The organism is Pseudomonas sp. MS646, from assembly GCF_036693845.1.
Taxonomy (GTDB): domain Bacteria; phylum Pseudomonadota; class Gammaproteobacteria; order Pseudomonadales; family Pseudomonadaceae; genus Aquipseudomonas; species Aquipseudomonas chlororaphis_E.
Genome location: NZ_CP144763.1, coordinates 3,621,024 through 3,642,054 on the forward strand (window position 1 = coordinate 3,621,024; position 21,031 = coordinate 3,642,054).

General features: G+C 63.8%; 21 protein-coding genes. 15 read left to right on the top strand and 6 right to left on the bottom strand.

The features are described from left to right. The first annotated feature begins 222 nt into the window (after positions 1-222). The 6 genes from V3H56_RS15785 to V3H56_RS15810 all read left to right on the top strand — a co-directional run bounded on the left by V3H56_RS15785 (position 223) and on the right by V3H56_RS15810 (position 5,869). Positions 223-1,044: an NAD(P)-dependent oxidoreductase gene (locus tag V3H56_RS15785; RefSeq protein ID WP_338473582.1), complete on the top strand. Its 822-nt coding sequence runs from the start codon at positions 223-225 to the stop codon at positions 1,042-1,044. A 42-nt stretch (positions 1,045-1,086) separates the two neighbouring features. Continuing rightward, positions 1,087-1,992: an SMP-30/gluconolactonase/LRE family protein gene (locus V3H56_RS15790; RefSeq protein ID WP_338473583.1), complete on the top strand. Its 906-nt coding sequence runs from the start codon at positions 1,087-1,089 to the stop codon at positions 1,990-1,992. Between the two features lie 57 nt (positions 1,993-2,049). Continuing rightward, the gene (locus V3H56_RS15795; RefSeq protein WP_338473584.1) at positions 2,050-3,018 is read left to right on the top strand and encodes a TRAP transporter substrate-binding protein; all 969 of its coding nucleotides are present in this window, start codon (positions 2,050-2,052) and stop codon (positions 3,016-3,018) included. A 76-nt stretch (positions 3,019-3,094) separates the two neighbouring features. Beyond that, the gene (locus tag V3H56_RS15800; protein WP_338473585.1) at positions 3,095-3,622 is read left to right on the top strand and encodes a TRAP transporter small permease; all 528 of its coding nucleotides are present in this window, start codon (positions 3,095-3,097) and stop codon (positions 3,620-3,622) included. Beyond that, the gene (locus tag V3H56_RS15805) at positions 3,622-4,902 is read left to right on the top strand and encodes a TRAP transporter large permease (protein WP_338473586.1); all 1,281 of its coding nucleotides are present in this window, start codon (positions 3,622-3,624) and stop codon (positions 4,900-4,902) included. The genes V3H56_RS15800 and V3H56_RS15805 overlap by 1 nt, the downstream gene beginning before the upstream one ends. Positions 4,903-4,999: 97 nt before the next feature. Next, positions 5,000-5,869, top strand: a complete 870-nt coding sequence (locus V3H56_RS15810) for an aldose 1-epimerase (protein ID WP_338473587.1) — start codon at positions 5,000-5,002, stop codon at positions 5,867-5,869. A gap of 44 nt (positions 5,870-5,913) precedes the next feature. Here V3H56_RS15810 and V3H56_RS15815 read toward each other — a convergent pair whose 3' ends face one another. Next, a complete protein-coding gene (locus tag V3H56_RS15815) occupies positions 5,914-6,714 on the bottom strand; it encodes a sulfite exporter TauE/SafE family protein (protein ID WP_338473588.1) in 801 nt (266 codons plus the stop codon). Positions 6,715-6,851: 137 nt separating this feature from the next. On the opposite strand from V3H56_RS15815, the gene V3H56_RS15820 reads away from it, so the two are divergent. Continuing rightward, on the top strand, positions 6,852-7,715 hold the full coding sequence (locus V3H56_RS15820; protein ID WP_338473589.1) for an MBL fold metallo-hydrolase: 864 nt from the start codon (positions 6,852-6,854) through the stop codon (positions 7,713-7,715). A gap of 139 nt (positions 7,716-7,854) precedes the next feature. On the opposite strand, the gene bkdR is transcribed toward V3H56_RS15820, so the two are convergent. Next, positions 7,855-8,343, bottom strand: coding sequence for a Bkd operon transcriptional regulator BkdR (bkdR, locus tag V3H56_RS15825; RefSeq protein WP_042730813.1), 489 nt, complete (start codon positions 8,341-8,343; stop codon positions 7,855-7,857). Positions 8,344-8,536: 193 nt separating this feature from the next. Here bkdR and V3H56_RS15830 point away from each other — a divergent pair, with 193 nt between their 5' ends. The 5 genes from V3H56_RS15830 to V3H56_RS15850 all read left to right on the top strand — a co-directional run bounded on the left by V3H56_RS15830 (position 8,537) and on the right by V3H56_RS15850 (position 14,722). Beyond that, positions 8,537-9,772 (top strand): 3-methyl-2-oxobutanoate dehydrogenase (2-methylpropanoyl-transferring) subunit alpha, encoded by a 1,236-nt coding sequence (locus tag V3H56_RS15830; RefSeq protein ID WP_338473590.1) that lies wholly within the window; start codon positions 8,537-8,539, stop codon positions 9,770-9,772. Position 9,773: 1 nt separating this feature from the next. Beyond that, entirely contained in the window at positions 9,774-10,832 is a 1,059-nt protein-coding gene (locus V3H56_RS15835) for an alpha-ketoacid dehydrogenase subunit beta (RefSeq protein ID WP_042730815.1), read from the top strand. Beyond that, positions 10,833-12,110 carry a dihydrolipoamide acetyltransferase family protein gene (locus V3H56_RS15840; protein ID WP_338473591.1) on the top strand — a complete coding sequence of 426 codons (1,278 nt, stop codon included), beginning with the start codon at positions 10,833-10,835 and terminating at the stop codon, positions 12,108-12,110. Between the two features lie 14 nt (positions 12,111-12,124). Then, positions 12,125-13,510, top strand: coding sequence for a dihydrolipoyl dehydrogenase (gene lpdA / locus V3H56_RS15845; protein WP_338473592.1), 1,386 nt, complete (start codon positions 12,125-12,127; stop codon positions 13,508-13,510). 192 nt (positions 13,511-13,702) lie between these two features. Continuing rightward, the gene (locus tag V3H56_RS15850; RefSeq protein ID WP_047738892.1) at positions 13,703-14,722 is read left to right on the top strand and encodes a branched-chain amino acid aminotransferase; all 1,020 of its coding nucleotides are present in this window, start codon (positions 13,703-13,705) and stop codon (positions 14,720-14,722) included. 51 nt (positions 14,723-14,773) lie between these two features. Here V3H56_RS15850 and V3H56_RS15855 read toward each other — a convergent pair whose 3' ends face one another. Both V3H56_RS15855 and V3H56_RS15860 read right to left on the bottom strand, forming a co-directional pair. Continuing rightward, complete coding sequence (locus V3H56_RS15855; RefSeq protein ID WP_053143648.1) at positions 14,774-15,526, bottom strand: metalloregulator ArsR/SmtB family transcription factor; 753 nt, start codon at positions 15,524-15,526, stop codon at positions 14,774-14,776. Between the two features lie 90 nt (positions 15,527-15,616). Next, the gene (locus V3H56_RS15860; RefSeq protein ID WP_042729414.1) at positions 15,617-15,958 is read right to left on the bottom strand and encodes an FKBP-type peptidyl-prolyl cis-trans isomerase; all 342 of its coding nucleotides are present in this window, start codon (positions 15,956-15,958) and stop codon (positions 15,617-15,619) included. Positions 15,959-16,128: 170 nt separating this feature from the next. Between V3H56_RS15860 and V3H56_RS15865 the strand changes: the two genes are divergently transcribed. Continuing rightward, positions 16,129-17,190: a M4 family metallopeptidase gene (locus V3H56_RS15865; protein WP_338473593.1), complete on the top strand. Its 1,062-nt coding sequence runs from the start codon at positions 16,129-16,131 to the stop codon at positions 17,188-17,190. Further along, a complete protein-coding gene (locus tag V3H56_RS15870) occupies positions 17,190-17,513 on the top strand; it encodes a protealysin inhibitor emfourin (RefSeq protein WP_047738894.1) in 324 nt (107 codons plus the stop codon). Before V3H56_RS15865 ends, V3H56_RS15870 begins: the two co-directional genes overlap by 1 nt. 4 nt (positions 17,514-17,517) lie before the next feature. Here the strand turns inward: V3H56_RS15870 and V3H56_RS15875 are convergent, their stop codons facing one another. Beyond that, positions 17,518-17,826, bottom strand: coding sequence for an RcnB family protein (locus V3H56_RS15875; protein ID WP_042729411.1), 309 nt, complete (start codon positions 17,824-17,826; stop codon positions 17,518-17,520). Between the two features lie 217 nt (positions 17,827-18,043). Beyond that, positions 18,044-20,122 carry an EAL domain-containing protein gene (locus V3H56_RS15880; RefSeq protein ID WP_042729410.1) on the bottom strand — a complete coding sequence of 693 codons (2,079 nt, stop codon included), beginning with the start codon at positions 20,120-20,122 and terminating at the stop codon, positions 18,044-18,046. 259 nt (positions 20,123-20,381) lie between these two features. Here V3H56_RS15880 and V3H56_RS15885 point away from each other — a divergent pair, with 259 nt between their 5' ends. Then, positions 20,382-21,023, top strand: coding sequence for a DUF1345 domain-containing protein (locus V3H56_RS15885; protein WP_042729409.1), 642 nt, complete (start codon positions 20,382-20,384; stop codon positions 21,021-21,023). The last annotated feature ends 8 nt before the right edge of the window (positions 21,024-21,031 follow it).

The following is a 21,031-nucleotide window of genomic DNA, read 5'->3' on the forward strand; positions in this document are numbered from 1 at the left end:
TCCTGTGGCCGCTGAAGATCAATGTGGGAGCGGGCTTGCTCGCGAAGGCATCGTCACATTCAACATCGATGCGGGCTGACCCAACGCTTTCGCGGGCAAGTTCGCTCCCACAGGGAAATGGCGGCGTAGATGGGTTCGGTCGTTACCACGGCAAGGACTTTTTCCAGCGGTCAAAACGGCAACCTATAACTGATACCTCTCACTGTTCGCTCAGGTAACTCCATGACTACCACACACATTCGTCATCCTTTCAATCGCCTGCTGTTGACCGGGGCCGCCGGCGGCCTGGGCAAGGTTCTGCGCGAACGCCTCAAGCCATTCGCCCGACACATTCGCCTGTCGGATATTGCCAACATGGCCCCGGCCATCGATGAAAGTGAAGAGGTGATGCTGTGCGACCTGTCCGACAAACAGGCCGTGCACCAGTTGGTGGAAGGCGTCGATGCGATCCTGCACTTTGGCGGCGTGTCGGTTGAACGGCCATTCGAAGAAATCCTCGGGGCCAACATCAGCGGTGTGTTCCACCTTTATGAAGCGGCCCGCAAGCACGGGGTCAAGCGGGTGATTTTCGCCAGCTCCAACCACGTGATCGGCTTCTACAAGCAGGACGAAGCCCTCGACGCCCTCTCCCCGCGTCGCCCGGACGGCTACTACGGTCTGTCCAAATCCTACGGCGAGGACATGGCCAGTTTCTACTTCGATCGCTACGGCATCGAGACCGTGAGCATCCGCATCGGCTCCTCGTTCAGCGAACCGCAGAACCGCCGGATGATGAGCACCTGGCTGAGCTTCGACGACCTGACCCAACTGATCGAATGCTCGCTCTACACCCCCGACGTCGGCCACACCGTGGTCTATGGCGTGTCGGCCAACCGCGACGTGTGGTGGGACAACAGCCACGCCGCGCACCTGGGCTACCAGCCCAAGGACAGTTCGGAAATCTTCCGCGCCAAGATCGAGGCACAGCCCATGCCGGCCGACGATGACCCGGCCATGGTCTACCAGGGCGGGGCCTTCGTCGCGGCCGGCCCGTTCGACGACTGATCCGACTGTTTTCATGGGATACGAATGCACAAGGGAAGCACCATGCAAGCCGAATTGATTGTCGATGCACGCAACGCCGTCGGGGAAAGCCCGGTGTGGGTGGCCGAGGAAAACGCCCTGTACTGGGTCGACATTCCCAGCGGCGGCCTGCAATGCTGGAACGCCGGGACCGGCCAGTTCAAGGGCTGGCAGGCCCCGGAAATGCTCGCCTGCCTCGCCCGGCATCAGGACGGTGGTTGGGTCGCGGGCATGGAAAGCGGATTCTTCCGCCTACACCCCCATGACGACGGCAGCCTGGACAGCGAACTGTGCGCCAGCGTCGAGCACAGCCGCCCCGACATGCGCCTGAACGATGGTCGCTGCGATCGCCAGGGACGCTTCTGGGCCGGCAGCATGGTGCTGAACATGGGCGCCAACGCCGAACAGGGCCGGCTGTACCGCTATGAGCGTGGGCAGCGCAGCCCGGTGGAGGCGCAGTTGAGCGGTTTCATCGTGCCCAACGGCCTGGGGTTCAGCCCGGACGGCCGCACGATGTACCTCTCGGATTCACACCCCCTGGTCCAGCGCATCTGGGCCTTCGACTATGACATCGACAGCGGCACGCCCTCCAACCGACGGCTGTTCGTCGACATGCAGCCGTTGCCCGGCCGCCCGGATGGCGCGGCAGTGGATGCAGACGGTTGCTACTGGATCTGCGCCAACGATGCCGGCCTGATCCATCGCTTCACTCCGGACGGCCGGCTCGACCGCTCGCTGTCCGTGCCGGTGAAGAAACCGACGATGTGCGCCTTTGGCGGCAGTCGCCTGGACACCTTGTTCGTCACCTCGATCCGCCCCGGTGACGACACCGACCCACAGTCCCTGGCCGGGGGCGTGTTCGCCCTCAACCCCGGCGTCAAGGGCCTGGCTGAACCGACTTTCGGAGGGTTGAACCACTCCGCGAGCTGACCTGCAGTGCCGCTTCACTGGATGAGCCCATAAAAAAAACAAGACTGGAGATGGACCATGAACTTCAAACGCACGCTTCTGATCGCAGCATTGCCCCTGGCCTTCCTGGCCCAGGCGGCGCACGCCCTGGAAATCAAGTTCGCCGATATCCACCCCGCCGGCTATCCCACCGTGGTCGCCGAGGAAAGCATGGGCAAGACGCTGACCAAGGAAACCAACGGCGAGCTGACCTTCAAGTACTTCCCGGGCGGTGTCCTCGGCTCGGAGAAGGAAGTCGTCGAGCAGGCCCAGGTCGGCGCGGTGCAGATGACCCGTGTCAGCCTCGGCATCGTCGGGCCGGTGGTGCCGGACGTGAACGTATTCAACATGCCGTTCATTTTTCGCGACCATGATCACATGCGCAAAGTGATCGACAGTGAAGTCGGCGACGCGATCCTCGACAAGATCACCCAATCCGAATTCGGCCTGGTGGCCCTGGCCTGGATGGACGGCGGCACGCGCAACCTCTACACCAAGAAGCCAGTGCGCAAGCTCGAAGACCTCAAGGGCATGAAGATTCGTGTGCAAGGCAACCCGATCTTCATCGACACCATCAATGCCATGGGCGGCAACGGCATCGCCATGGACACCGGCGAGATCTTCAGCGCCCTGCAGACCGGCGTCATCGACGGTGCGGAAAACAACCCGCCGACCCTGCTCGAGCACAACCACTACCAGAACGCCAAGTTCTATAGCCTGACCGGCCACCTGATCCTGCCCGAGCCGATCGTGATGTCGAAGATCACCTGGGAAAAACTCACGCCGCAGCAACAGGACCTGGTGAAGAAAGCCGCCAAGGCCGCCCAGGCCGAAGAGCGCGTGCTGTGGGACAAGAAGTCCATCGCCAGCGAGGAAAAACTCAAGGCCGCCGGCGTCGAGTTCATCACCGTCGACAAGAAACCCTTCTACGACGCCACCGCACCGATCCGGGCCAAATACGGCGCGCCGTATGCCGACCTGATCAAGCGTATCGAAGCCGTCCAGTAACGCCTCCCGCTCTGTATCCCTGAAGAAGGCCCGGCGCGCCTGATGTTCGAGGCGCGCCCGGTTACGGTGGAACCCGATGAAGAATTTGCTGCTGCGTATCAACGACAAGATCTACATGACGTGCATCTGGGTGGCCGGCCTTTCCGTTCTGGCGATCTCCCTGATGATCCCCTGGGGTGTATTCGCCCGCTATGTGCTGGGCACCGGTTCAAGCTGGCCGGAGCCGACGGCGATCCTGCTGATGATCGTGTTCACGTTCATCGGTGCCGCCGCCAGCTACCGCGCCGGCGCGCACATGGCCGTGGCCATGCTGACCGACCGCATGCCGCCCCAATGGCGGCGCGCCGCGTCGATTTTCTCGCAACTGCTGATGGCCCTGATCTGCCTGTTCATGACCATCTGGGGGACCAAGCTGTGCATGGCCACCTGGAACCAGTTCATGAGCGCCCTGCCCACCCTGCGGGTCGGCATCACCTACATGCCAGTTCCGGTGGGCGGTTTCCTGACGCTGATTTTCGTCTTGGAAAAACTCCTGCTCGGTGACCAGAGCAAACGGCGGGTCGTGCAGTTCGACCTGGTTGAAGAAAGTGAAGGGGCCGCTTAATGGACGCGCTTATCCTGCTGGGCAGTTTTATTGCATTGATCCTGATCGGCATGCCGGTGGCCTATGCCCTGGGCGCCGCGGCCCTGATCGGGGCGTGGTGGATCGACATTCCTTTCCAGGCCGTCATGATCCAGGTGGTCGGCGGGGTCAACAAATTCTCGCTGCTGGCGATCCCGTTCTTCGTGTTGGCCGGTGCGATCATGGCCGAAGGCGGCATGTCCCGCCGGCTGGTGGCCTGCGCCGGCGTGCTGGTGGGCTTCGTGCGTGGCGGCCTGTCGCTGGTGAACATCGTGGCGTCGACGTTCTTTGGCGCGATCTCCGGTTCGTCGGTGGCCGACACCGCGTCGGTGGGCTCGGTGCTGATTCCGGAAATGGAACGCAAGGGCTACCCGCGGGACTTCTCCACCGCCGTGACCGTCAGCGGTTCGGTCCAGGCCCTGCTGACCCCGCCCAGCCACAACTCGGTGCTCTACTCCCTGGCCGCTGGCGGCACGGTGTCGATCGCTTCGCTGTTCATGGCGGGCATCGTCCCGGGCTTGCTGATGAGCGCGTGCCTGATGGTGCTGTGCCTGATCTTCGCGAAAAAGCGCGATTACCCCAAGGGTGAAGTGATTCCCCTGCGCGAAGCACTGAAGATCGTCGGCGAAGCGCTGTGGGGCCTGATGGCGATGGTGATCATCCTGGGTGGCATCCTGTCGGGGGTCTTCACGGCCACCGAGTCGGCGGCCATTGCGGTGCTGTGGTCGTTCTTCGTCACCATGTTCATCTACCGCGACTACAAGTGGCGTGAACTGCCCAAGCTGATGCACCGCACCGTGCGCACCATTTCCATCGTGATGATCCTGATCGGCTTTGCCGCCAGTTTCGGCTACATCATGACGCTGATGCAGATCCCGGCGAAGATCACCACGATGTTCCTGACCCTGTCGGACAACCGCTACGTGATCCTGATGTGCATCAACGTGATGTTGCTGCTGCTGGGCACCGTGATGGACATGGCGCCGTTGATCCTGATTCTCACGCCCATCCTGATGCCCGTCATCCTGGGCATCGGCGTGGACCCGGTGCAGTTCGGCATGATCATGCTGGTGAACCTGGGCATCGGCCTGATCACCCCGCCGGTGGGGGCGGTGCTGTTCGTGGGCTCGGCGGTGGGCAAGGTCAGTATCGAAAGCACCGTCAAGGCGCTGCTGCCGTTCTATGCGGTGCTGTTCCTGGTGCTGATGCTGGTGACCTACGTGCCTGCGCTGTCGCTGTGGTTGCCGCATCTGGTGTTGTAACCCTCAGTCAATAAACAATCCCCTTGTGGCGAGGGGATAAATCCCCTCGCCACAACAGCGTTCGCATTAGAACTTCTGCTCAGCAGGCAAGATCATCATGACGCCCCCCCTATTGCACCTCAAAGACCAACTCACCCACCTCACCCTGGCCCCGCACCTGGGCGCCAGCCTCGTGGACTGGACCCTGCTCGGCAACGGCGCCCCGCTGCTACGCCCGAGTGCCCCCGACGCCGTGGAGAACGGCCTGCCCGGCAAGCTCGGCGGCTTCCCGCTGATCCCGTGGTCGAACCGTATCGCCCAAGGCGGTTTCGACTGCCCGTCCGGCTGGCTGGCCCTGGACGCCAACAGTGCCAACGACCCGTTTCCGATCCATGGCAGTGCCTGGCAGCAACCCTGGCAAGTGACCGAACACAGCGAACAGGAAGCGTTGCTGCAACTGGACAGCCGCACCCCGTTCGCCTACTGCGCCAGCCTGCGGATTCGCTTGGACGGCGGCCAGTTGCAAATCGCTTTGCACGTCACTCACCTGGCCGAACAGGCGGCGTGGCATGGGTTGGGCCTGCACCCGTACTTTCCGCGCACGACCGGTACACGCCTGCAAACCCGCGCCAGCGAAGTGTGGTTGTGCGACAGCACGAAAATGCCGACCGAACGCACGGACGTGCCGGCCGACTGGAACTTCCAGCAACCCCGCCCGCTGCCGGACACCCTGGTCGACAATGGCTTCGGAGGTTGGAACGGGCACTGCCTGATCCAGCAACCGGACTTGGGCTATGAACTGGAGTGCCGGGCCAGCGGCAGCGATTATTTCCTGCTCTACTGCCCGGTGGACCTGGGGTTCTTTTGCATCGAACCGGTCAGCCACCCGGTCAACGCCCACCACCTGCCAGGACGGCCGGGGTTGCGCTTGCTGGAGCAAGGGCAGTCGGTGGCGCTGGGGTTTTCGATGCAGTGCAGGCCGCTATAACCCCTCCTCGCCTGGACTGGGTTCTCACAAAAAAGCACATGCAGCTACGCCCGAACCCACATGTACACCGCCACCCCCAGGCAGATCGCGGCAAACCCCACTTGCAGCACCCGGGCCGGGACGCGAGCCGCCAGGCGCCGGCCCAGCACCATGCCAACGATGCTGGCCACGATGAACACCGCGCCGACCTGGTCGATACGCACCCCGGCATGAAAGGCCCCTACCACGCCGATCAGCGAAATCAGGCTGATGACCATCAGCGAGGTAGCGACGATCCCGCGCATCTGCACGTCGGTCAGTTGCTTGAACGCCGGCACGATGAGGAAACCGCCGCCCACGCCCAGCAGGCCGGACACCACGCCGGTCACCGCGCCGAGCGTTGCCAGCGTGGCGGTGCAGCGCGGGGTCCAGGCCAGGCGCCCGGTCTGGCGGTCGAGCATGCAATTCTTCTGGCCCCAACTGGCCGTGCCGTGGTCGCTTGGCCCGGACTGCGGGGTTTCCCGGCGCAACATGCGCGCCGCTACCAGCACCATCAGCAGGCTGAACAGGATCATCAGAATCTTTTCCGAGAGCTGATGGGCCAGGAAGATGCCCAGCGGCGAAAACACCGCCCCCAGCAGCGCGATCAGCAACGCCGCGCGATAACGCACCAGGCCATGGCGCAGGCCATCGATGGCGCCCACCGCCGCCGCACTGCCCACGGCGAACAACGCCACGGGCGCGGCTTGGGTCATGGTCAAGCCCAGCCCCAGCACCAACGCCGGAACCGCGAGGATCCCACCGCCCGCCCCCGTCAAACCCAGGACCAGGCCCATGGCCACGCCGAAAAAACTCGCCAGTAACATAAGTCTCTCTCACGCCGCGCGCACCTGTTGGCAGGTGCGATCGCATTTGCAGGACGCCGTGGCCCTCACTAAGCTGCGGACCATATGTTGTAAACCTTACGGGTTGCAACCGGTTCTTCCCCTACAGGTTCGCTGTCATGCCCGCGCAGATCCAAGGCTTTCTCGACCCCGCTTCCAAGACCTACACCTATGTCGTGTATGAGCACGACGGCGGGCAATGCGCAGTGGTCGATCCGGTACTCGACTACGATCCGGCTTCGGGGCGCAGCGCGACGACACAGGCCGACCGTATCGTCGCGTTCGTGGCCGAACACCGCTTGACCGTGCAATGGCTGCTGGAAACCCACGCCCATGCCGATCACCTGTCCGCCGCGCCCTATCTGCGCCGCGTATTGGGTGGCCGGATCGCCATCGGCCACGCCATCGACCGGGTCCAGCGGGTGTTCAAGACGCTGTTCAACCTCGAACCGCAATTTGCCGTGGACGGCTCGCAGTTCGACCACCTGTTCGCCGCCGACGAATCCTTCGCCATCGGCAACCTCAAGGCCACCGCCCTGCATGTGCCCGGCCATACCCCGGCGGACATGGCCTACCTGATCGATGGGGACATGATTCTGGTTGGGGACACGCTGTTCATGCCCGACGTCGGCACCGCTCGCTGCGACTTTCCTGGCGGCGACGCCCACCAACTCTACGCGTCGATCCGCAAGCTCCTGGCATTCCCCACCGGCGTGCGGCTCTACGTGTGCCACGACTACCCGCCAGAGCACCGCGAACCCCAGTGCATGAGCACCGTGGGCGAGCAGCGCCAACACAACATCCACATTCACGACGGCATCGACGAAGCCACGTTCGTGGCCATGCGCACCCAGCGCGACGGCACGCTGGGCATGCCGACGCTGTTGTTGCCTGCGGTGCAGGTGAACGTGCGGGCCGGGCATCTGCCGCCGGCCGAAGACAATGGCGTGACGTACCTGAAGATTCCGATCAATCAGCTGTAGCAGTATGGGGCTGCTGCGCAGCCCAGCGGGAGCAAGCTCCCTCGCCACAGGACGATGTTCGATCCGGTACCGGCCCGCCAGTTACCTTCCCCGTGGCGAGGGAGCTTGCTCCCGCTGGGCTGCGCAGCAGCCCCAATCTTCAGCTACCCAACGTCAACCCATTGGCCGGCAACGGCAACGCCGTCTTGTAGCGCACCTGCTTGAGGGCGAAGCTGGAGCGGATGTTCGCCACGCCCGGGACCTTGGTCAAAAAGTCCATCATGAAACGCTCCAGCGACTGGATCGTCGGCACCAGCACGCGGATCAGGTAGTCCGGGTCGCCCGCCATCAGGTAGCACTCCATCACCTCCGGCCGATCGGAAATCGCCTCCTCGAAGTGCTGCAGCGCCTCTTCCACCTGTTTCTCCAGGCTGACGTGGATGAACACGTTCACGTGCAGGCCCAGCAGGTCGGCGTCCAGCAACGTGACCTGCTCGCGGATCACCCCCAGCTCTTCCATGGCCCGCACCCGGTTGAAGCACGGCGTGGGCGAAAGATTGACCGAGCGGGCGAGATCGGCGTTGGTGATGCGGGCGTTCTCCTGAAGGCTGTTCAGAATGCCGATGTCGGTGCGATCCAATTTACGCATGAGACAAATAATCCTGTTTTTTATCGTTGTGCAGATTTTTTATCTGCAAATGATCTGAACAGCAAGCCAACAGAGAAAAATATTCTTCCTCGTCGAGCCTATGATTGTTGTAGGACAATTTCCCCGTACCACGGGGAATTCGTCAGCTAGCGCGCCCACTACAAGAAATTCACAAGATCGAGCGTAGAAAGCCATGAACCCAGCGTACGAACCGCTACGCCTGCACGTTCCCGAACCCTCGGGCCGTCCCGGCTGCAAGACCGACTTCTCCTACCTGCATCTGAGCGACGCCGGCACGGTGCGCAAACCGCCCATCGACGTGGAGCCGGCCGACACCATCGACCTGGCCCGCAGCCTGATCCGCGTGCTCGACGACCAGGGCAACGCCTTGGGTGAATGGGCCAAGGACATCCCCGTCGACATCCTGCGCAAAGGCATGCGTGCCATGCTCAAGACGCGGATCTACGACAACCGCATGGTGGTCGCCCAGCGTCAGAAAAAGATGTCGTTCTACATGCAGAGCCTTGGCGAGGAAGCCATCGGCAGCGCCCAGGCCCTGGCGTTGAACATCGACGACATGTGCTTCCCCACCTATCGTCAGCAAAGCATCCTGATGGCCCGCGACGTGCCGCTGGTCGACCTGATCTGCCAACTGCTGTCCAACGAGCGCGATCCTCTCAAGGGCCGGCAGTTGCCGATCATGTACTCGGTCAAGGACGCTGGTTTCTTCACCATTTCCGGTAACCTGGCCACGCAATTCATCCAAGGCGTGGGCTGGGGCATGGCCTCGGCGATCAAGGGCGACACCAAGATCGCCTCGGCCTGGATCGGTGACGGCGCCACCGCCGAATCGGACTTCCACACCGCCCTCACCTTCGCCCACGTCTACCGCGCACCGGTGATCCTCAACGTGGTCAACAACCAGTGGGCGATCTCCACCTTCCAGGCCATCGCCGGCGGTGAAGCCACGACCTTCGCCGGACGCGGCGTCGGTTGCGGCATCGCTTCGCTGCGGGTCGATGGCAACGACTTCATGGCCGTCTACGCCGCCTCGCGCTGGGCCGCCGAACGCGCCCGTCGCAACCTCGGCCCGGCGCTGATCGAATGGGTCACCTACCGCGCCGGCCCGCACTCCACCTCCGACGATCCTTCCAAGTACCGCCCCGCCGACGACTGGAGCCACTTCCCGCTGGGCGACCCGATTGCCCGCCTCAAGCAACACATGATCCGCGAGGGCGTCTGGTCGGAAGAGGAACACGCCGCCGTCAGCGCCGAGCTGGAAGCGCAGATCATCGCCGCCCAGAAAGAAGCCGAGCAGTACGGCACGCTCGCCGGCGGCCAGGTGCCGAGCGCCGCGACGATGTTCGAAGACGTCTACAAAGAGATGCCGGAGCACTTGAAGCGCCAGCGTCAGCAGTTTGGGATCTGACATGAACGATCACAACAACACTATTGCGCTGGATACCGCCATGACCACTACCACCATGACCATGATCCAGGCTTTGCGCTCGGCCATGGACGTGATGCTCGAACGCGACGACAACGTCGTGGTGTTCGGCCAGGACGTGGGCTACTTCGGCGGCGTGTTCCGCTGCACCGAAGGCCTGCAGAACAAGTACGGCACCTCACGGGTGTTCGACGCGCCGATTTCCGAAAGCGGCATCGTCGGCGTGGCGGTGGGCATGGGCGCCTACGGCTTGCGGCCCGTGGCTGAAATCCAGTTCGCCGACTACGTCTACCCGGCCTCGGACCAGATCATTTCCGAAGCGGCGCGCCTGCGCTATCGCTCGGCCGGCGAGTTCACCGCGCCGATGACCCTGCGCATGCCTTGCGGCGGTGGCATCTACGGCGGCCAGACCCACAGCCAGAGCATCGAGGCGATGTTCACCCAGGTCTGCGGGTTGCGCACGGTGATGCCATCGAACCCCTACGACGCCAAGGGCCTGCTGATCGCCTCCATTGAAAACGATGACCCGGTGATCTTCCTCGAACCCAAGCGCCTGTATAACGGCCCGTTCGACGGGCACCACGACCGCCCGGTAACGCCGTGGTCGAAACACCCCAGCGCGCAAGTCCCGGACGGTTACTACACCGTGCCGCTGGACGTGGCCGCCATCACCCGCCCCGGCAATGAGGTGACCATCCTCACCTACGGCACCACCGTGTACGTGTCCCAGGTGGCCGCCGAGGAAAGCGGCGTCGACGCCGAGGTCATCGACCTGCGCAGCCTGTGGCCGCTGGACCTGGAAACCATCGTCAAGTCGGTGAAAAAGACCGGCCGCTGCGTGATCGTCCACGAAGCCACCCGCACCTGCGGCTTCGGCGCCGAGCTGGTGTCGTTGGTCCAGGAACATTGCTTCCACTACCTGGAAGCGCCCATCGAGCGCGTCACCGGTTGGGATACGCCCTACCCGCATGCGCAGGAGTGGGCGTATTTCCCAGGGCCGTCCCGTGTGGGTGCGGCGTTGAAACGGGTCATGGAGGTCTGAATGGGCACGCACGTTATCAAGATGCCGGACATTGGCGAAGGCATCGCCGAAGTGGAACTGTCGGTGTGGCACGTCAAGGTCGGCGACCTGGTGGTCGAGGACCAGGTGCTGGCCGATGTCATGACCGACAAGGCCATGGTGGACATCCCCTCGCCGGTACACGGCCGGGTTATTGCCCTGGGCGGCGAGCCGGGCGAGGTCATGGCGGTGGGCAGCGAACTGATCCGCATTGAAGTGGAAGGCGCCGGCAACCTCAAGGAATCGGCACAGCCGGCCGCCGAGGTGCAGGCCGCGAAACCGGCGCCGGCGCCGCCCCCCGAGCCGGTGGCAGCCGCGCAACCGGCGACACAAAAGCCCGCCGCCCCGCGTCCGGCCGCCCAGGCACCGGTGGCCCGTGAACCCAATGAGCGTCCATTGGCATCCCCTGCGGTGCGCAAGCACGCCTTGGATTTGGGCATCCAGTTGCGCCTGGTCCAAGGCAGCGGCCCGGCCGGGCGGGTGCTGCACGAAGACCTGGAAGCGTACCTGGCCCAAGGTCCTTCGACGCAGGCCAAGGGCGGTTCCGGCTACGCCGAACGCCACGACGAGCAGCAGATCCCGGTGATCGGCATGCGTCGCAAGATCGCCCAGCGCATGCAGGAAGCGACCCAGCGCGCCGCCCATTTCAGCTACGTCGAGGAAGTCGACGTCACCGCCCTGGAAGAGCTGCGGGTGCACTTGAATGAAAAACACGGCGCCAGTCGCGGCAAGCTGACCCTGCTGCCATTCCTGTTACGGGCGCTGGTGGTGGCCCTGCGGGACTTCCCGCAGATGAACGCGCGCTACGACGACGAAGCCCAAGTCATCCATCGTTCTGGCGCGGTGCACGTTGGTGTGGCCACCCAGAGCGACGTCGGCCTGATGGTGCCGGTGGTGCGCCATGCCGAGGCCCGCAGCCTGTGGGACAGCGCGGCCGAGATCAGCCGCCTCGCCACGGCCGCCCGCAACGGCAAGGCCAGCCGCGATGAACTGTCTGGCTCGACCATCACCCTGACCAGCCTGGGCGCCCTCGGCGGCATCGTCAGCACGCCGGTGCTGAACCTGCCGGAAGTGGCCATCGTCGGCGTGAACAAGATCGTCGAGCGACCCATGGTCATCAAGGGCCAGATCGTCGTCCGCAAAATGATGAACCTCTCCAGTTCCTTCGATCACCGGGTGGTCGATGGCATGGACGCGGCGCAATTCATTCAGGCCCTGCGCGGCTTGCTCGAACAACCCGCCACCTTGTTCGTCGATTAATCATGGGAGCTGGCATGCAACAGACTTTGAACACCACCTTGCTGATCATCGGCGGCGGCCCTGGCGGTTATGTGGCGGCGATCCGTGCCGGGCAACTGGGCATCCCGACCATCCTGGTGGAAGGCCAGGCGCTGGGCGGAACCTGCCTGAACATCGGCTGCATCCCGTCCAAGGCGCTCATCCATGTGGCCGAGCAGTTTCACCAGACGCGGCACCACAGTCAGGGGTCGGCATTGGGCATCACGGTGTCGACGCCAAGCCTGGACATCGGCAAGAGCGTCGAATGGAAGGACGGCATCGTCGATCGCCTGACCACCGGCGTCGCGACGCTGCTCAAGAAGCACAAGGTCCAGGTCATCCAGGGCTGGGCCAAGGTCGTCGACGGCAAGACCGTCGAAGTCGGCGACACCCGCATCCAGTGCGAACACCTGCTGCTGGCCACCGGTTCGACCAGCGTCAACCTGCCGATGTTGCCGCTGGGCGGGCCGATCGTGTCCTCCACTGAAGCCCTCGCGCCGACCTCGGTGCCCAGGCACCTGGTGGTGGTCGGCGGCGGCTACATCGGCCTGGAGCTGGGCATCGCCTACCGCAAGCTCGGCGCCGAGGTCAGTGTGGTCGAAGCCCAGGAACGGATCCTGCCGGCCTACGACGGCGAACTGACCCAGCCGGTGCACGAGGTGCTCAAGCAACTGGGTGTGAAGCTGTACCTCAAGCACAGCGTCGAAGGGTTCGATGCACAGGCCAGCACGTTGCAAGTCCGTGACCCGGCTGGCGACAGCCTGAACCTTGAGACCGACCGGGTTCTGGTGGCCGTGGGGCGCAGGCCCAACACCCAAGGCTGGAACCTCGAAGCGCTGGATCTGGCGATGAACGGCGCCGCGGTAAAAATCGACCAGCGTTGCCAGACCAGCATGCGCAATGTCTGGGCCATCGGGGACCTGAGCGGTGAACCGATGCTCGCCCACCGGGCCATGGCCCAGGGCGAAATGGTCGCCGAACTGATCGCCGGTCGGCAGCGGGAATTCAACCCGGCGGCCATCGCCGCGGTGTGCTTCACCGACCCGGAGCTGGTGGTGGTGGGCAAAACACCGGACGAGGCCAAGGCGGCCGGGCTGGACTGCATCGTGTCCAGCTTCCCGTTCGCCGCCAACGGCCGGGCGATGACGCTGGAATCGAAAAGCGGTTTCGTGCGGGTCGTGGCGCGCCGGGACAACCACCTGATCGTCGGCTGGCAAGCCGTCGGCGTGGGCGTCTCGGAACTGGCCACCGCGTTCGGCCAGTCACTGGAAATGGGCGCGCGCCTGGAAGACATCGCCGGCACCATCCACGCCCACCCGACGCTGGGCGAGGCGGTGCAGGAAGCGGCGCTGCGGGCGTTGGGGCATGCGTTGCATGTGTGACCCCCCGAGGTTGATGAGCACCTGTGGCGAGGGGATTCATCCCCTCGCCACAGGGTTTGCGGAGCGCCAAACAGTCGGGTTTTCGCCCTTACAGGCTGCGAAACAACACCGGAATGAAGTATTGTTGTCCCCATCCAAAAAACGTCAGAAGCCTTGAACCGTTTCGACGGTTGTTAAGCAATAGAGGGTGTCATGGGTAACGAGAGCATCAATTGGGACAAACTGGGCTTTGACTACATCAAGACCGACAAGCGCTACCTGTCGCACTGGCGCGATGGCGCCTGGGACGCCGGCACCCTGACCGACGATAATGTGCTGCACATCAGCGAAGGCTCCACCGCCCTGCACTACGGCCAGCAATGCTTCGAGGGCCTGAAGGCCTATCGCTGCAAGGACGGCTCGATCAACCTGTTCCGCCCGGACCAGAACGCCGCCCGCATGCAGCGCAGTTGCGCCCGCCTGCTGATGCCGCACGTCGACACCGAACAGTTCGTCGAAGCCTGCAAGCAAGTGGTCCGCGCCAACGAACGCTTCATCCCGCCCTACGGCACCGGCGGCGCGCTGTACCTGCGCCCGTTCGTGATCGGCGTGGGTGACAACATCGGCGTGCGCACCGCGCCCGAGTTCATCTTCTCGATCTTCTGCATCCCGGTCGGCGCCTACTTCAAGGGCGGCCTGACCCCGCACAACTTCCTGATCTCCACCTTCGACCGCGCCGCCCCACAAGGCACCGGCGCGGCCAAGGTCGGTGGCAACTACGCCGCCAGCCTGATGCCGGGTTCCCAGGCCAAGAAGGCCAGCTTCGCCGACTGCATCTACCTCGATCCGCTGACCCACACCAAGATCGAGGAAGTCGGTTCGGCCAACTTCTTCGGCATCACCCACGACGGCAAATTCGTCACCCCCAACTCCCCATCGGTCCTGCCAGGCATCACTCGCCTGTCGCTGATCGAACTGGCCAAATCGCGCTTGGGGCTGGAAGTGATCGAAGGCGACGTGCTGATCGACAAGCTGTCGGACTTCAAGGAAGCCGGTGCCTGCGGTACCGCGGCGGTGATCACGCCGATCGGCGGCATCCACTACAAGGACAAGCTGCACGTGTTCCACAGCGAAACCGAAGTCGGCCCGATCACCCAGAAGCTCTACAAAGAGCTGACCGGCGTGCAGACCGGTGACGTCGAAGCGCCAGCGGGTTGGATCGTCAAGGTCTGATCCACTTGTGGCGAGGGAGCAAGCTCCCTCGCCACATGCCCAAGCCTTGCTTCAGCGCAGTTCCACGGTGGGCGCGAGCCTGCTCGCGACGGCATCGGCCGGTGCAACCGCTTGCTCGACATCCACGCCAAACCGCGCGGCCATTTCCTTGCGCCCGCTGGCGGTCAGCCCCAGTGCCCGGCTGTCCAGGTCCTGGAGCACCCATTTGCGCTTGATCGCCACTTGCAACAACGCCGCTCCCAAGGCGCCGCCCAGGTGCGGACGGCGCATGCTCCAGTCCAGGCAGGGGCAGGCGAACCGACGTCGTTGCGCGGCGAGCACCTGAACATCAATGCCCATCTCCGCGAATATTTGCTCGCCCGACTCGCTCAGCCCATAGCCCTGCCCTGCCTCCACCAGCCACCCGGCCTCAAGCAGGCGATCATGCAGCCGCACCGCCAGGGTGCCGGCCATGTGGTCGTAGCAGGTGCGGGCAAATTGCAGGCGATCCGGGGTGCGCGGGGTAAAGGTCGGCGCGGCGCTCTGGCCGATCACCATCAACGCTTCAAGGGCCTGGGCGACACGCTTGTCCGCCAGGCTGTAGTAACGATGACGCCCCTGCACATGCACGCGCACCAAGGCCAGGTCCTTGAGCTTCGCCAAGTGGGCACTGGCGGTGGAAGCACTGACGTCGGCAATGCTGGCCAGCTCGGTACTGGTCCGGGCGTGGCCGTCCATCAACGCACACAACATGCGGGTCCGGGCCGGCTCGGCAATGGCCGCAGCCACCTGGGAGACTCCCAGGTCATGCAGTTCCGCTTCCATATTTCGCTCCCTGACGAATAAAGCCATGCATCATCTGCAAAGAGTAGCAACACTTTCAACTGGAGGTTGCCGGCCCGCAGTCGACGCCGCTCAATCGTCCCGGGTCAGCACTTCCAGCAGCTCGATCTCGAAAACGAGGTTGGCGTTGGGCTTGATGTGCGCGCCCATGGAGCGCTCACCGTAGGCCAGGTGGGCCGGTACCCACAGCTTGCGCTTGCCGCCCACCTTCATGCCCATCAGCCCCACGTCCCAGCCCTTGATGACGCGACCGGTGCCGATCACGCACTGGAACGGCTTGCCACGGCTGTAGGACGAATCGAATTCAGTGCCGTCTTCGAGCGTACCGCGGTATTGGGTGGTGATCAGCGCGCCTTTGACTACGCTTTTGCCGTCGCCCTGTTGCAGGTCGGTGATGTGCAGTTCTTCGTTCATGGAGTCTGTCCGTGTTGTGTTTTTGTGGCGCAGGGATTATCCCCTGGCCACAGGTCCGTGTCCGTATCCATATGCAACTGTGGCGCATCGAGCGGGTCAGCAGTAGGGAACCGCTCAAGCCACTTCGGTTCACATGGGTATCGCCCTGCATTTCAGATAAGGATTTTCTGATGTTCGACTCTCGCCCGTTCTACGGTTTCATTCCTCCGTACATCCTCAATCGCATCATTGCCCACGGCTCCGAACAGCAACGTTCCAGCGCCCTTGGCACCCTGACCCACGTGCGCAGCCTGCGGCACAACCCCGGCCCGCCGGACCAGCCGCCCGCCGCGGCGAAACTGCCCAGGCCGGGCAAGGCCGGCCACCCGCAGCGCAGCGTGCACGACGCACAGAACACCATGGAACTGCCCGGCCAGCCGGTACGCCTGGAAGGCCAGCCGGCCAGCGGCGACCCGGCCGTGGACGAAGCCTACGATGCCCTCGGCGCCACCTACGATTTTTTCTGGAAAATCCTCGGCCGCGACTCCATCGACAACAAGGGCTTCGCCCTGGTGGGCAGCGTGCATTATGGACAAGGCTACGAAAACGCCTTCTGGAACGGCGCGCAAATGGTGTTCGGCGACGGTGACGGGGAAATTTTCCAGCGCTTCACCCGCTCCCTCGACGTGGTGGCCCACGAGCTGGCCCACGGCGTCACCGAAAGCGAAGCCGGGCTGGTCTACGCCAACCAGTCCGGTGCACTGAACGAGTCCATCTCCGATGTGTTCGGCGTGCTGGTCAAGCAGTACGTGCTGGAACAGACCGCCGACCAGGCCGACTGGTTGATCGGTGCCGACCTGCTCACCGACAAGATCAACGGCGATGGCCTGCGCAGCATGTCCAACCCCGGCACCGCCTACAACGACCCGCTGCTGGGCAAGGACCCACAACCGTCGCACATGCGTGAATTCGTCATTACCCGCGAGGACAACGGCGGCGTGCACATCAACTCCGGCATCCCCAACCGCGCCTTTTATCTGGTGGCGACCACGCTGGGCGGATTTGCCTGGGAAAAAGCCGGCCGGATCTGGTATGACACCTTGTGCGACAGAAAACTGGCCAACGACGCGTCCTTCAGCGACTTCGCCCGCCTGACCGTCGAGCATGCCCGCCAGCGCTTCGGTGCGCGGGAAGTGCAAGCGGTGCAAGACGGCTGGCGCCAGGTCGGCGTCGACCTGACACAGGAGCGTTGATGAAAACCCTTCCAGAGCTCGACGACAACGCCGTGGTACGGCTGTCACGCCAGGGTGGCGTGGCGGCCATCCATGCCCTGACCCGGCCACGGGAAATCGAATTCGCCCAATGCGACATCGACCAGCGCAGCCGCATCTGTTCGGTACTGGAGGGCTGCCTGCCGCTGGCCTCGCCCGCACCCGGGCGCGGCGACCAGCGCTTCTTCCAGATCGAGGTGCGTTACCGCACCAACGACCAGGACGATGAAATGGTGCTCAAGGTGCCCGAGGATCAGGCACCCGGCGAGCTGGTTCATCTGTGGGACAAAGGCGAATTGCTCTGATGGCCTAGCGCGTGGCGGGGGTGATCTTGAGGATCCGGCCAGACGCGATCACCACCATCACGTACTTGTCATTGATCTGCACCCATTGCGAACCCTCGTCGGGGGCTTCGAGGCCCTTCTCTTTCCAGTTCTTGATGGCTTTTTCCGGGCGCTGATACTCCGCCGGCGTCCGGTCGGCCTCCACCAGCCGGCGACCATTGTTGGGCGAGTGCTCCACCGCATCTCCGGTGGCTTGCGCCGCTTGCGCCACGGGGCCGAGGGCTCCGAGACCGGCGATCAGGACCAGGCTGGCGATCAGGGGGGATTTGCGCATAGAAAAGCTCCAGTTATTCGGGGTACTGGAACTGGGACTTCAACGGCGGCGAATCATTCCTTTTACTGTGAAGACAGGTGCCTGCCGCGCGCCCATTGTACAAGCGGGCAACTGTGGGAACGGGCTTGCCCGCGAAAGCGGTGGGCCAGCCAACATGATTGTCGTTTGACACGCCGCCTTCGCGAGCAAGCCGCCCCCACAGGATGACGACCGTGTGTCAGGCCATGGCGGCGCGTTTGACCTGGCGCAGGTCGTGCAAAAAGCGCTCGGCCGGGAGTGGATGGCCCAGCAGGTAACCTTGCAGGGAATCGCAACCCAACCGGGTCAGGAAGTCTTGCTGCAGGTCGGTCTCGACCCCTTCGGCAACGATCCGCAGCCCCAGGGCCTGGCCAAGGGCGACGATGGCGGAGACGATGGCCGCGTCATCGCTGTCGTGCTCCAGGTCGCGCACGAAGCCGCGGTCGATCTTCAGTTCATTGGCCGGCAGGCGCTTGAGGTACATCAGGCTCGAATAGCCGGTGCCGAAGTCATCGATGGACAAATCCACGCCCATGTCGGACAGCTGCTGCAGTACCGTCATGCTCGCATCCGCATCGCTCATGGCGGTGGTTTCAGTGATTTCCAGGGTCAGGCTGTTGGCCGCCAGGCAATGGGTTTCCAAGGCCTTGGCGACACTCTGCACCAACCCGGTGTGGCAGAACTGCAAGGCCGAGAGGTTCACCGCGATGCGCCAGTCGGTGTAGCCGAGCACGTACCATTCGCGCATCTGGCGGCAGGCTTCGTTGAGCACCCATTCGCCGATGGGGATGATCAGCCCGGTCTTTTCCGCCAGGTCGATGAACGTGGCGGGCATCAGCAGGCCCTGGGTCGGATGGGTCCAGCGCAACAACGCCTCGGCCCCCACCGGACGGCCGTTGGCGGCGTCGAACTTGGGTTGGTAATGCAGGCTGAACTGGCGCTGCTCGACGGCAATGCGCAAATCCTGCAACAACTGCAACTGCTTGCGGGCGTTGCTGTTCATCGACGCGTCGAAAAAGCTGTAGCCGTTCTTCCCCGCCCCCTTGGCGTGGTACATCGCCGCGTCGGCATTCATCAACAGCTCTTCGGCGCTGCTGCCGTTGCCGGGGTACACGGAAATGCCGACGCTGGCGGAGATCTGCAAATCGTGCTCGGCCACCCGAAACGTCTGGCCCACCAACCCGACCTGGCGGGCAGCCAGGCGCAAGGCGTCGTCCGGCTCGGCCAGTTGCACCAGCAGCACGAACTCATCACCGCCGATCCGCGCCAGGGTGTCCTGGCTGCGCAGATCCTCGCGCAGGCGCAGGGCCACGTCGCGCAGCAACAGATCGCCCATGTGGTGCCCGAAGGCATCGTTGACCGGCTTGAAGCCATCGAGGTCGATGAACATCAGGGCAAAGCAGCCGCCCTGCTCTTGCACCCGGTGCATGGCCTGGCCGATACGGTCGGCCAGCAACACCCGGTTGGGCAACCCGGTGAGCGGGTCGTGCAGGGCCAGTTGCGTCAGTTCGCGATTGGCCACGGTCAAGGATTGGGCCAGTTCGGCGGTGCGGGCCTCCAGGCGCGCATCGAGAATCGAGGTCAGCAAGGCGATGGCCAGCACCGCCAGGGTGGTGATCAGCACCACGTTGTCCAGGCCCTTGCCGCTCAGGCCGTCCAGGGCGCCGCAAAAGCTGCCGTCGCGAAACTGCGCCCCGGCCATGCCGGTGTAGTGCATGCCGACAATGGCGACGCCCATGATCACCGCGGCGCCGGCCCGGGCCAGGCGCACGTGAGGGGTGTTCTGGCGCAGGCGGAAGGCGATCCACAGGGCCGCCGCAGAAGCACCTACGGCAATCACCAGCGAGGCGCCGAACAGCGTGGGCTCGTAGTCGATGCCCGGCTGCATCCGCAGCGCCGCCATGCCGGTGTAATGCATGGCACTGATGCCGGCCCCCATGACCAGCGCGCCGAACGCCAGTTGACACGCCGGCAGGCGCGGCTGGCTGACCAGCCACAAGGCAAAGCCGCAGGACAAAATGGCGATCAGCAACGACAGCGCGGTGATGGAAGTGTCGTAGCCAAGCCGCACCGGCAAGGAGAACGCCAGCATGCCGATGAAGTGCATGGACCAGACGCCCACGCCCATGGCCAGTGCGCCGCCGGCCATCCACAGCTGCGCGGCGCGGCCCTGGGCGGTGGCGATACGCCCGGTCAGGTCGAGTGCGGTGTAGGAAGCCAGGACAGCAACGAACAGGGAAATGGAAACGAGCGCGGGGGAATACGTACCGATCAACATGGAGTGTTCTCGTAACGAAAGAGCCGGACTGCCTCCATGCCCGATTGTACGCCGCGATTGTACTCAATCGCGACGCAAGCAGGTATCAAAAAGCCATCACTCTTGGAGATTTGCGACGAAAGACATTCTGCTGCCAGACAAGCGGCGGTCAATCTAAATCTTGCCCCGCCAAAAAAGAAATGCGGGCTCGCTCCTACAGGTTGGCTACCTGGGGTCGCCTGAGCATACTAGGCGTCTCTTTTCCGGACAGTGAGCCCCCATGCCCTTCCTCGCCCGTACCCACCCGCGTCTGTCCAGCGCCATGGCCGTCGGCCTGGCAGTGGGCGTCCTGGCGCCTGCGGACAGCCTCATCAGCAAGGTCCTGATCGGCTGGAATGCCGGGGTCTGGACTTACCTGGTGCTGATGTTGTGGCTGACCGTACGTGCCAAGGCCCCCGACGTCAGGCGCATTGCCGAAATCGAAGATGAAAATGCCGGGCTGGTCTTGCTGATGGTCTGCATCGCCGCCTTGGCCAGCCTGGCCACCATCACCGTCGAACTGGCCGGCAGCCGCGACCTGCACGCCGCAGGCAAGCTGCTGCACTACGGCTTCACGGCCATGACGGTGATTGGCTCATGGTTGCTGATCGGCGTGATCTTCAGCGTCCACTATGCGCGGCTCTATTACACCTGGGAGGGCACCGAGCCGGCGCTGCGCTTTGCCGAAGGCCTGACCACGCCCAATTATTGGGATTTCCTGTATTTCTCCTTCACCATCGGGGTCGCGGTGCAGACGTCGGACGTGGGTGTCGCCACTCGCCAGTTGCGCAAGATCGTACTGGCGCAATCACTGATCGGGTTCGTATTCAACACGGCAATCTTGGGGTTTTCGATCAATATCGCGGCGGGGTTGTTCGGCTGAGGCTGAAG

Coding starts and splice junctions, on each gene's coding strand:
- V3H56_RS15785 (WP_338473582.1), top strand. CDS start 223: ATGACTACCACACACATTCGTCATCCTTTCAATCGCCTGCTGTTGACC.
- V3H56_RS15790 (WP_338473583.1), top strand. CDS start 1,087: ATGCAAGCCGAATTGATTGTCGATGCACGCAACGCCGTCGGGGAAAGC.
- V3H56_RS15795 (WP_338473584.1), top strand. CDS start 2,050: ATGAACTTCAAACGCACGCTTCTGATCGCAGCATTGCCCCTGGCCTTC.
- V3H56_RS15800 (WP_338473585.1), top strand. CDS start 3,095: ATGAAGAATTTGCTGCTGCGTATCAACGACAAGATCTACATGACGTGC.
- V3H56_RS15805 (WP_338473586.1), top strand. CDS start 3,622: ATGGACGCGCTTATCCTGCTGGGCAGTTTTATTGCATTGATCCTGATC.
- V3H56_RS15810 (WP_338473587.1), top strand. CDS start 5,000: ATGACGCCCCCCCTATTGCACCTCAAAGACCAACTCACCCACCTCACC.
- V3H56_RS15815 (WP_338473588.1), bottom strand. CDS start 6,714: ATGTTACTGGCGAGTTTTTTCGGCGTGGCCATGGGCCTGGTCCTGGGT.
- V3H56_RS15820 (WP_338473589.1), top strand. CDS start 6,852: ATGCCCGCGCAGATCCAAGGCTTTCTCGACCCCGCTTCCAAGACCTAC.
- bkdR (WP_042730813.1), bottom strand. CDS start 8,343: ATGCGTAAATTGGATCGCACCGACATCGGCATTCTGAACAGCCTTCAG.
- V3H56_RS15830 (WP_338473590.1), top strand. CDS start 8,537: ATGAACCCAGCGTACGAACCGCTACGCCTGCACGTTCCCGAACCCTCG.
- V3H56_RS15835 (WP_042730815.1), top strand. CDS start 9,774: ATGAACGATCACAACAACACTATTGCGCTGGATACCGCCATGACCACT.
- V3H56_RS15840 (WP_338473591.1), top strand. CDS start 10,833: ATGGGCACGCACGTTATCAAGATGCCGGACATTGGCGAAGGCATCGCC.
- lpdA (WP_338473592.1), top strand. CDS start 12,125: ATGCAACAGACTTTGAACACCACCTTGCTGATCATCGGCGGCGGCCCT.
- V3H56_RS15850 (WP_047738892.1), top strand. CDS start 13,703: ATGGGTAACGAGAGCATCAATTGGGACAAACTGGGCTTTGACTACATC.
- V3H56_RS15855 (WP_053143648.1), bottom strand. CDS start 15,526: ATGGAAGCGGAACTGCATGACCTGGGAGTCTCCCAGGTGGCTGCGGCC.
- V3H56_RS15860 (WP_042729414.1), bottom strand. CDS start 15,958: ATGAACGAAGAACTGCACATCACCGACCTGCAACAGGGCGACGGCAAA.
- V3H56_RS15865 (WP_338473593.1), top strand. CDS start 16,129: ATGTTCGACTCTCGCCCGTTCTACGGTTTCATTCCTCCGTACATCCTC.
- V3H56_RS15870 (WP_047738894.1), top strand. CDS start 17,190: ATGAAAACCCTTCCAGAGCTCGACGACAACGCCGTGGTACGGCTGTCA.
- V3H56_RS15875 (WP_042729411.1), bottom strand. CDS start 17,826: ATGCGCAAATCCCCCCTGATCGCCAGCCTGGTCCTGATCGCCGGTCTC.
- V3H56_RS15880 (WP_042729410.1), bottom strand. CDS start 20,122: ATGTTGATCGGTACGTATTCCCCCGCGCTCGTTTCCATTTCCCTGTTC.
- V3H56_RS15885 (WP_042729409.1), top strand. CDS start 20,382: ATGCCCTTCCTCGCCCGTACCCACCCGCGTCTGTCCAGCGCCATGGCC.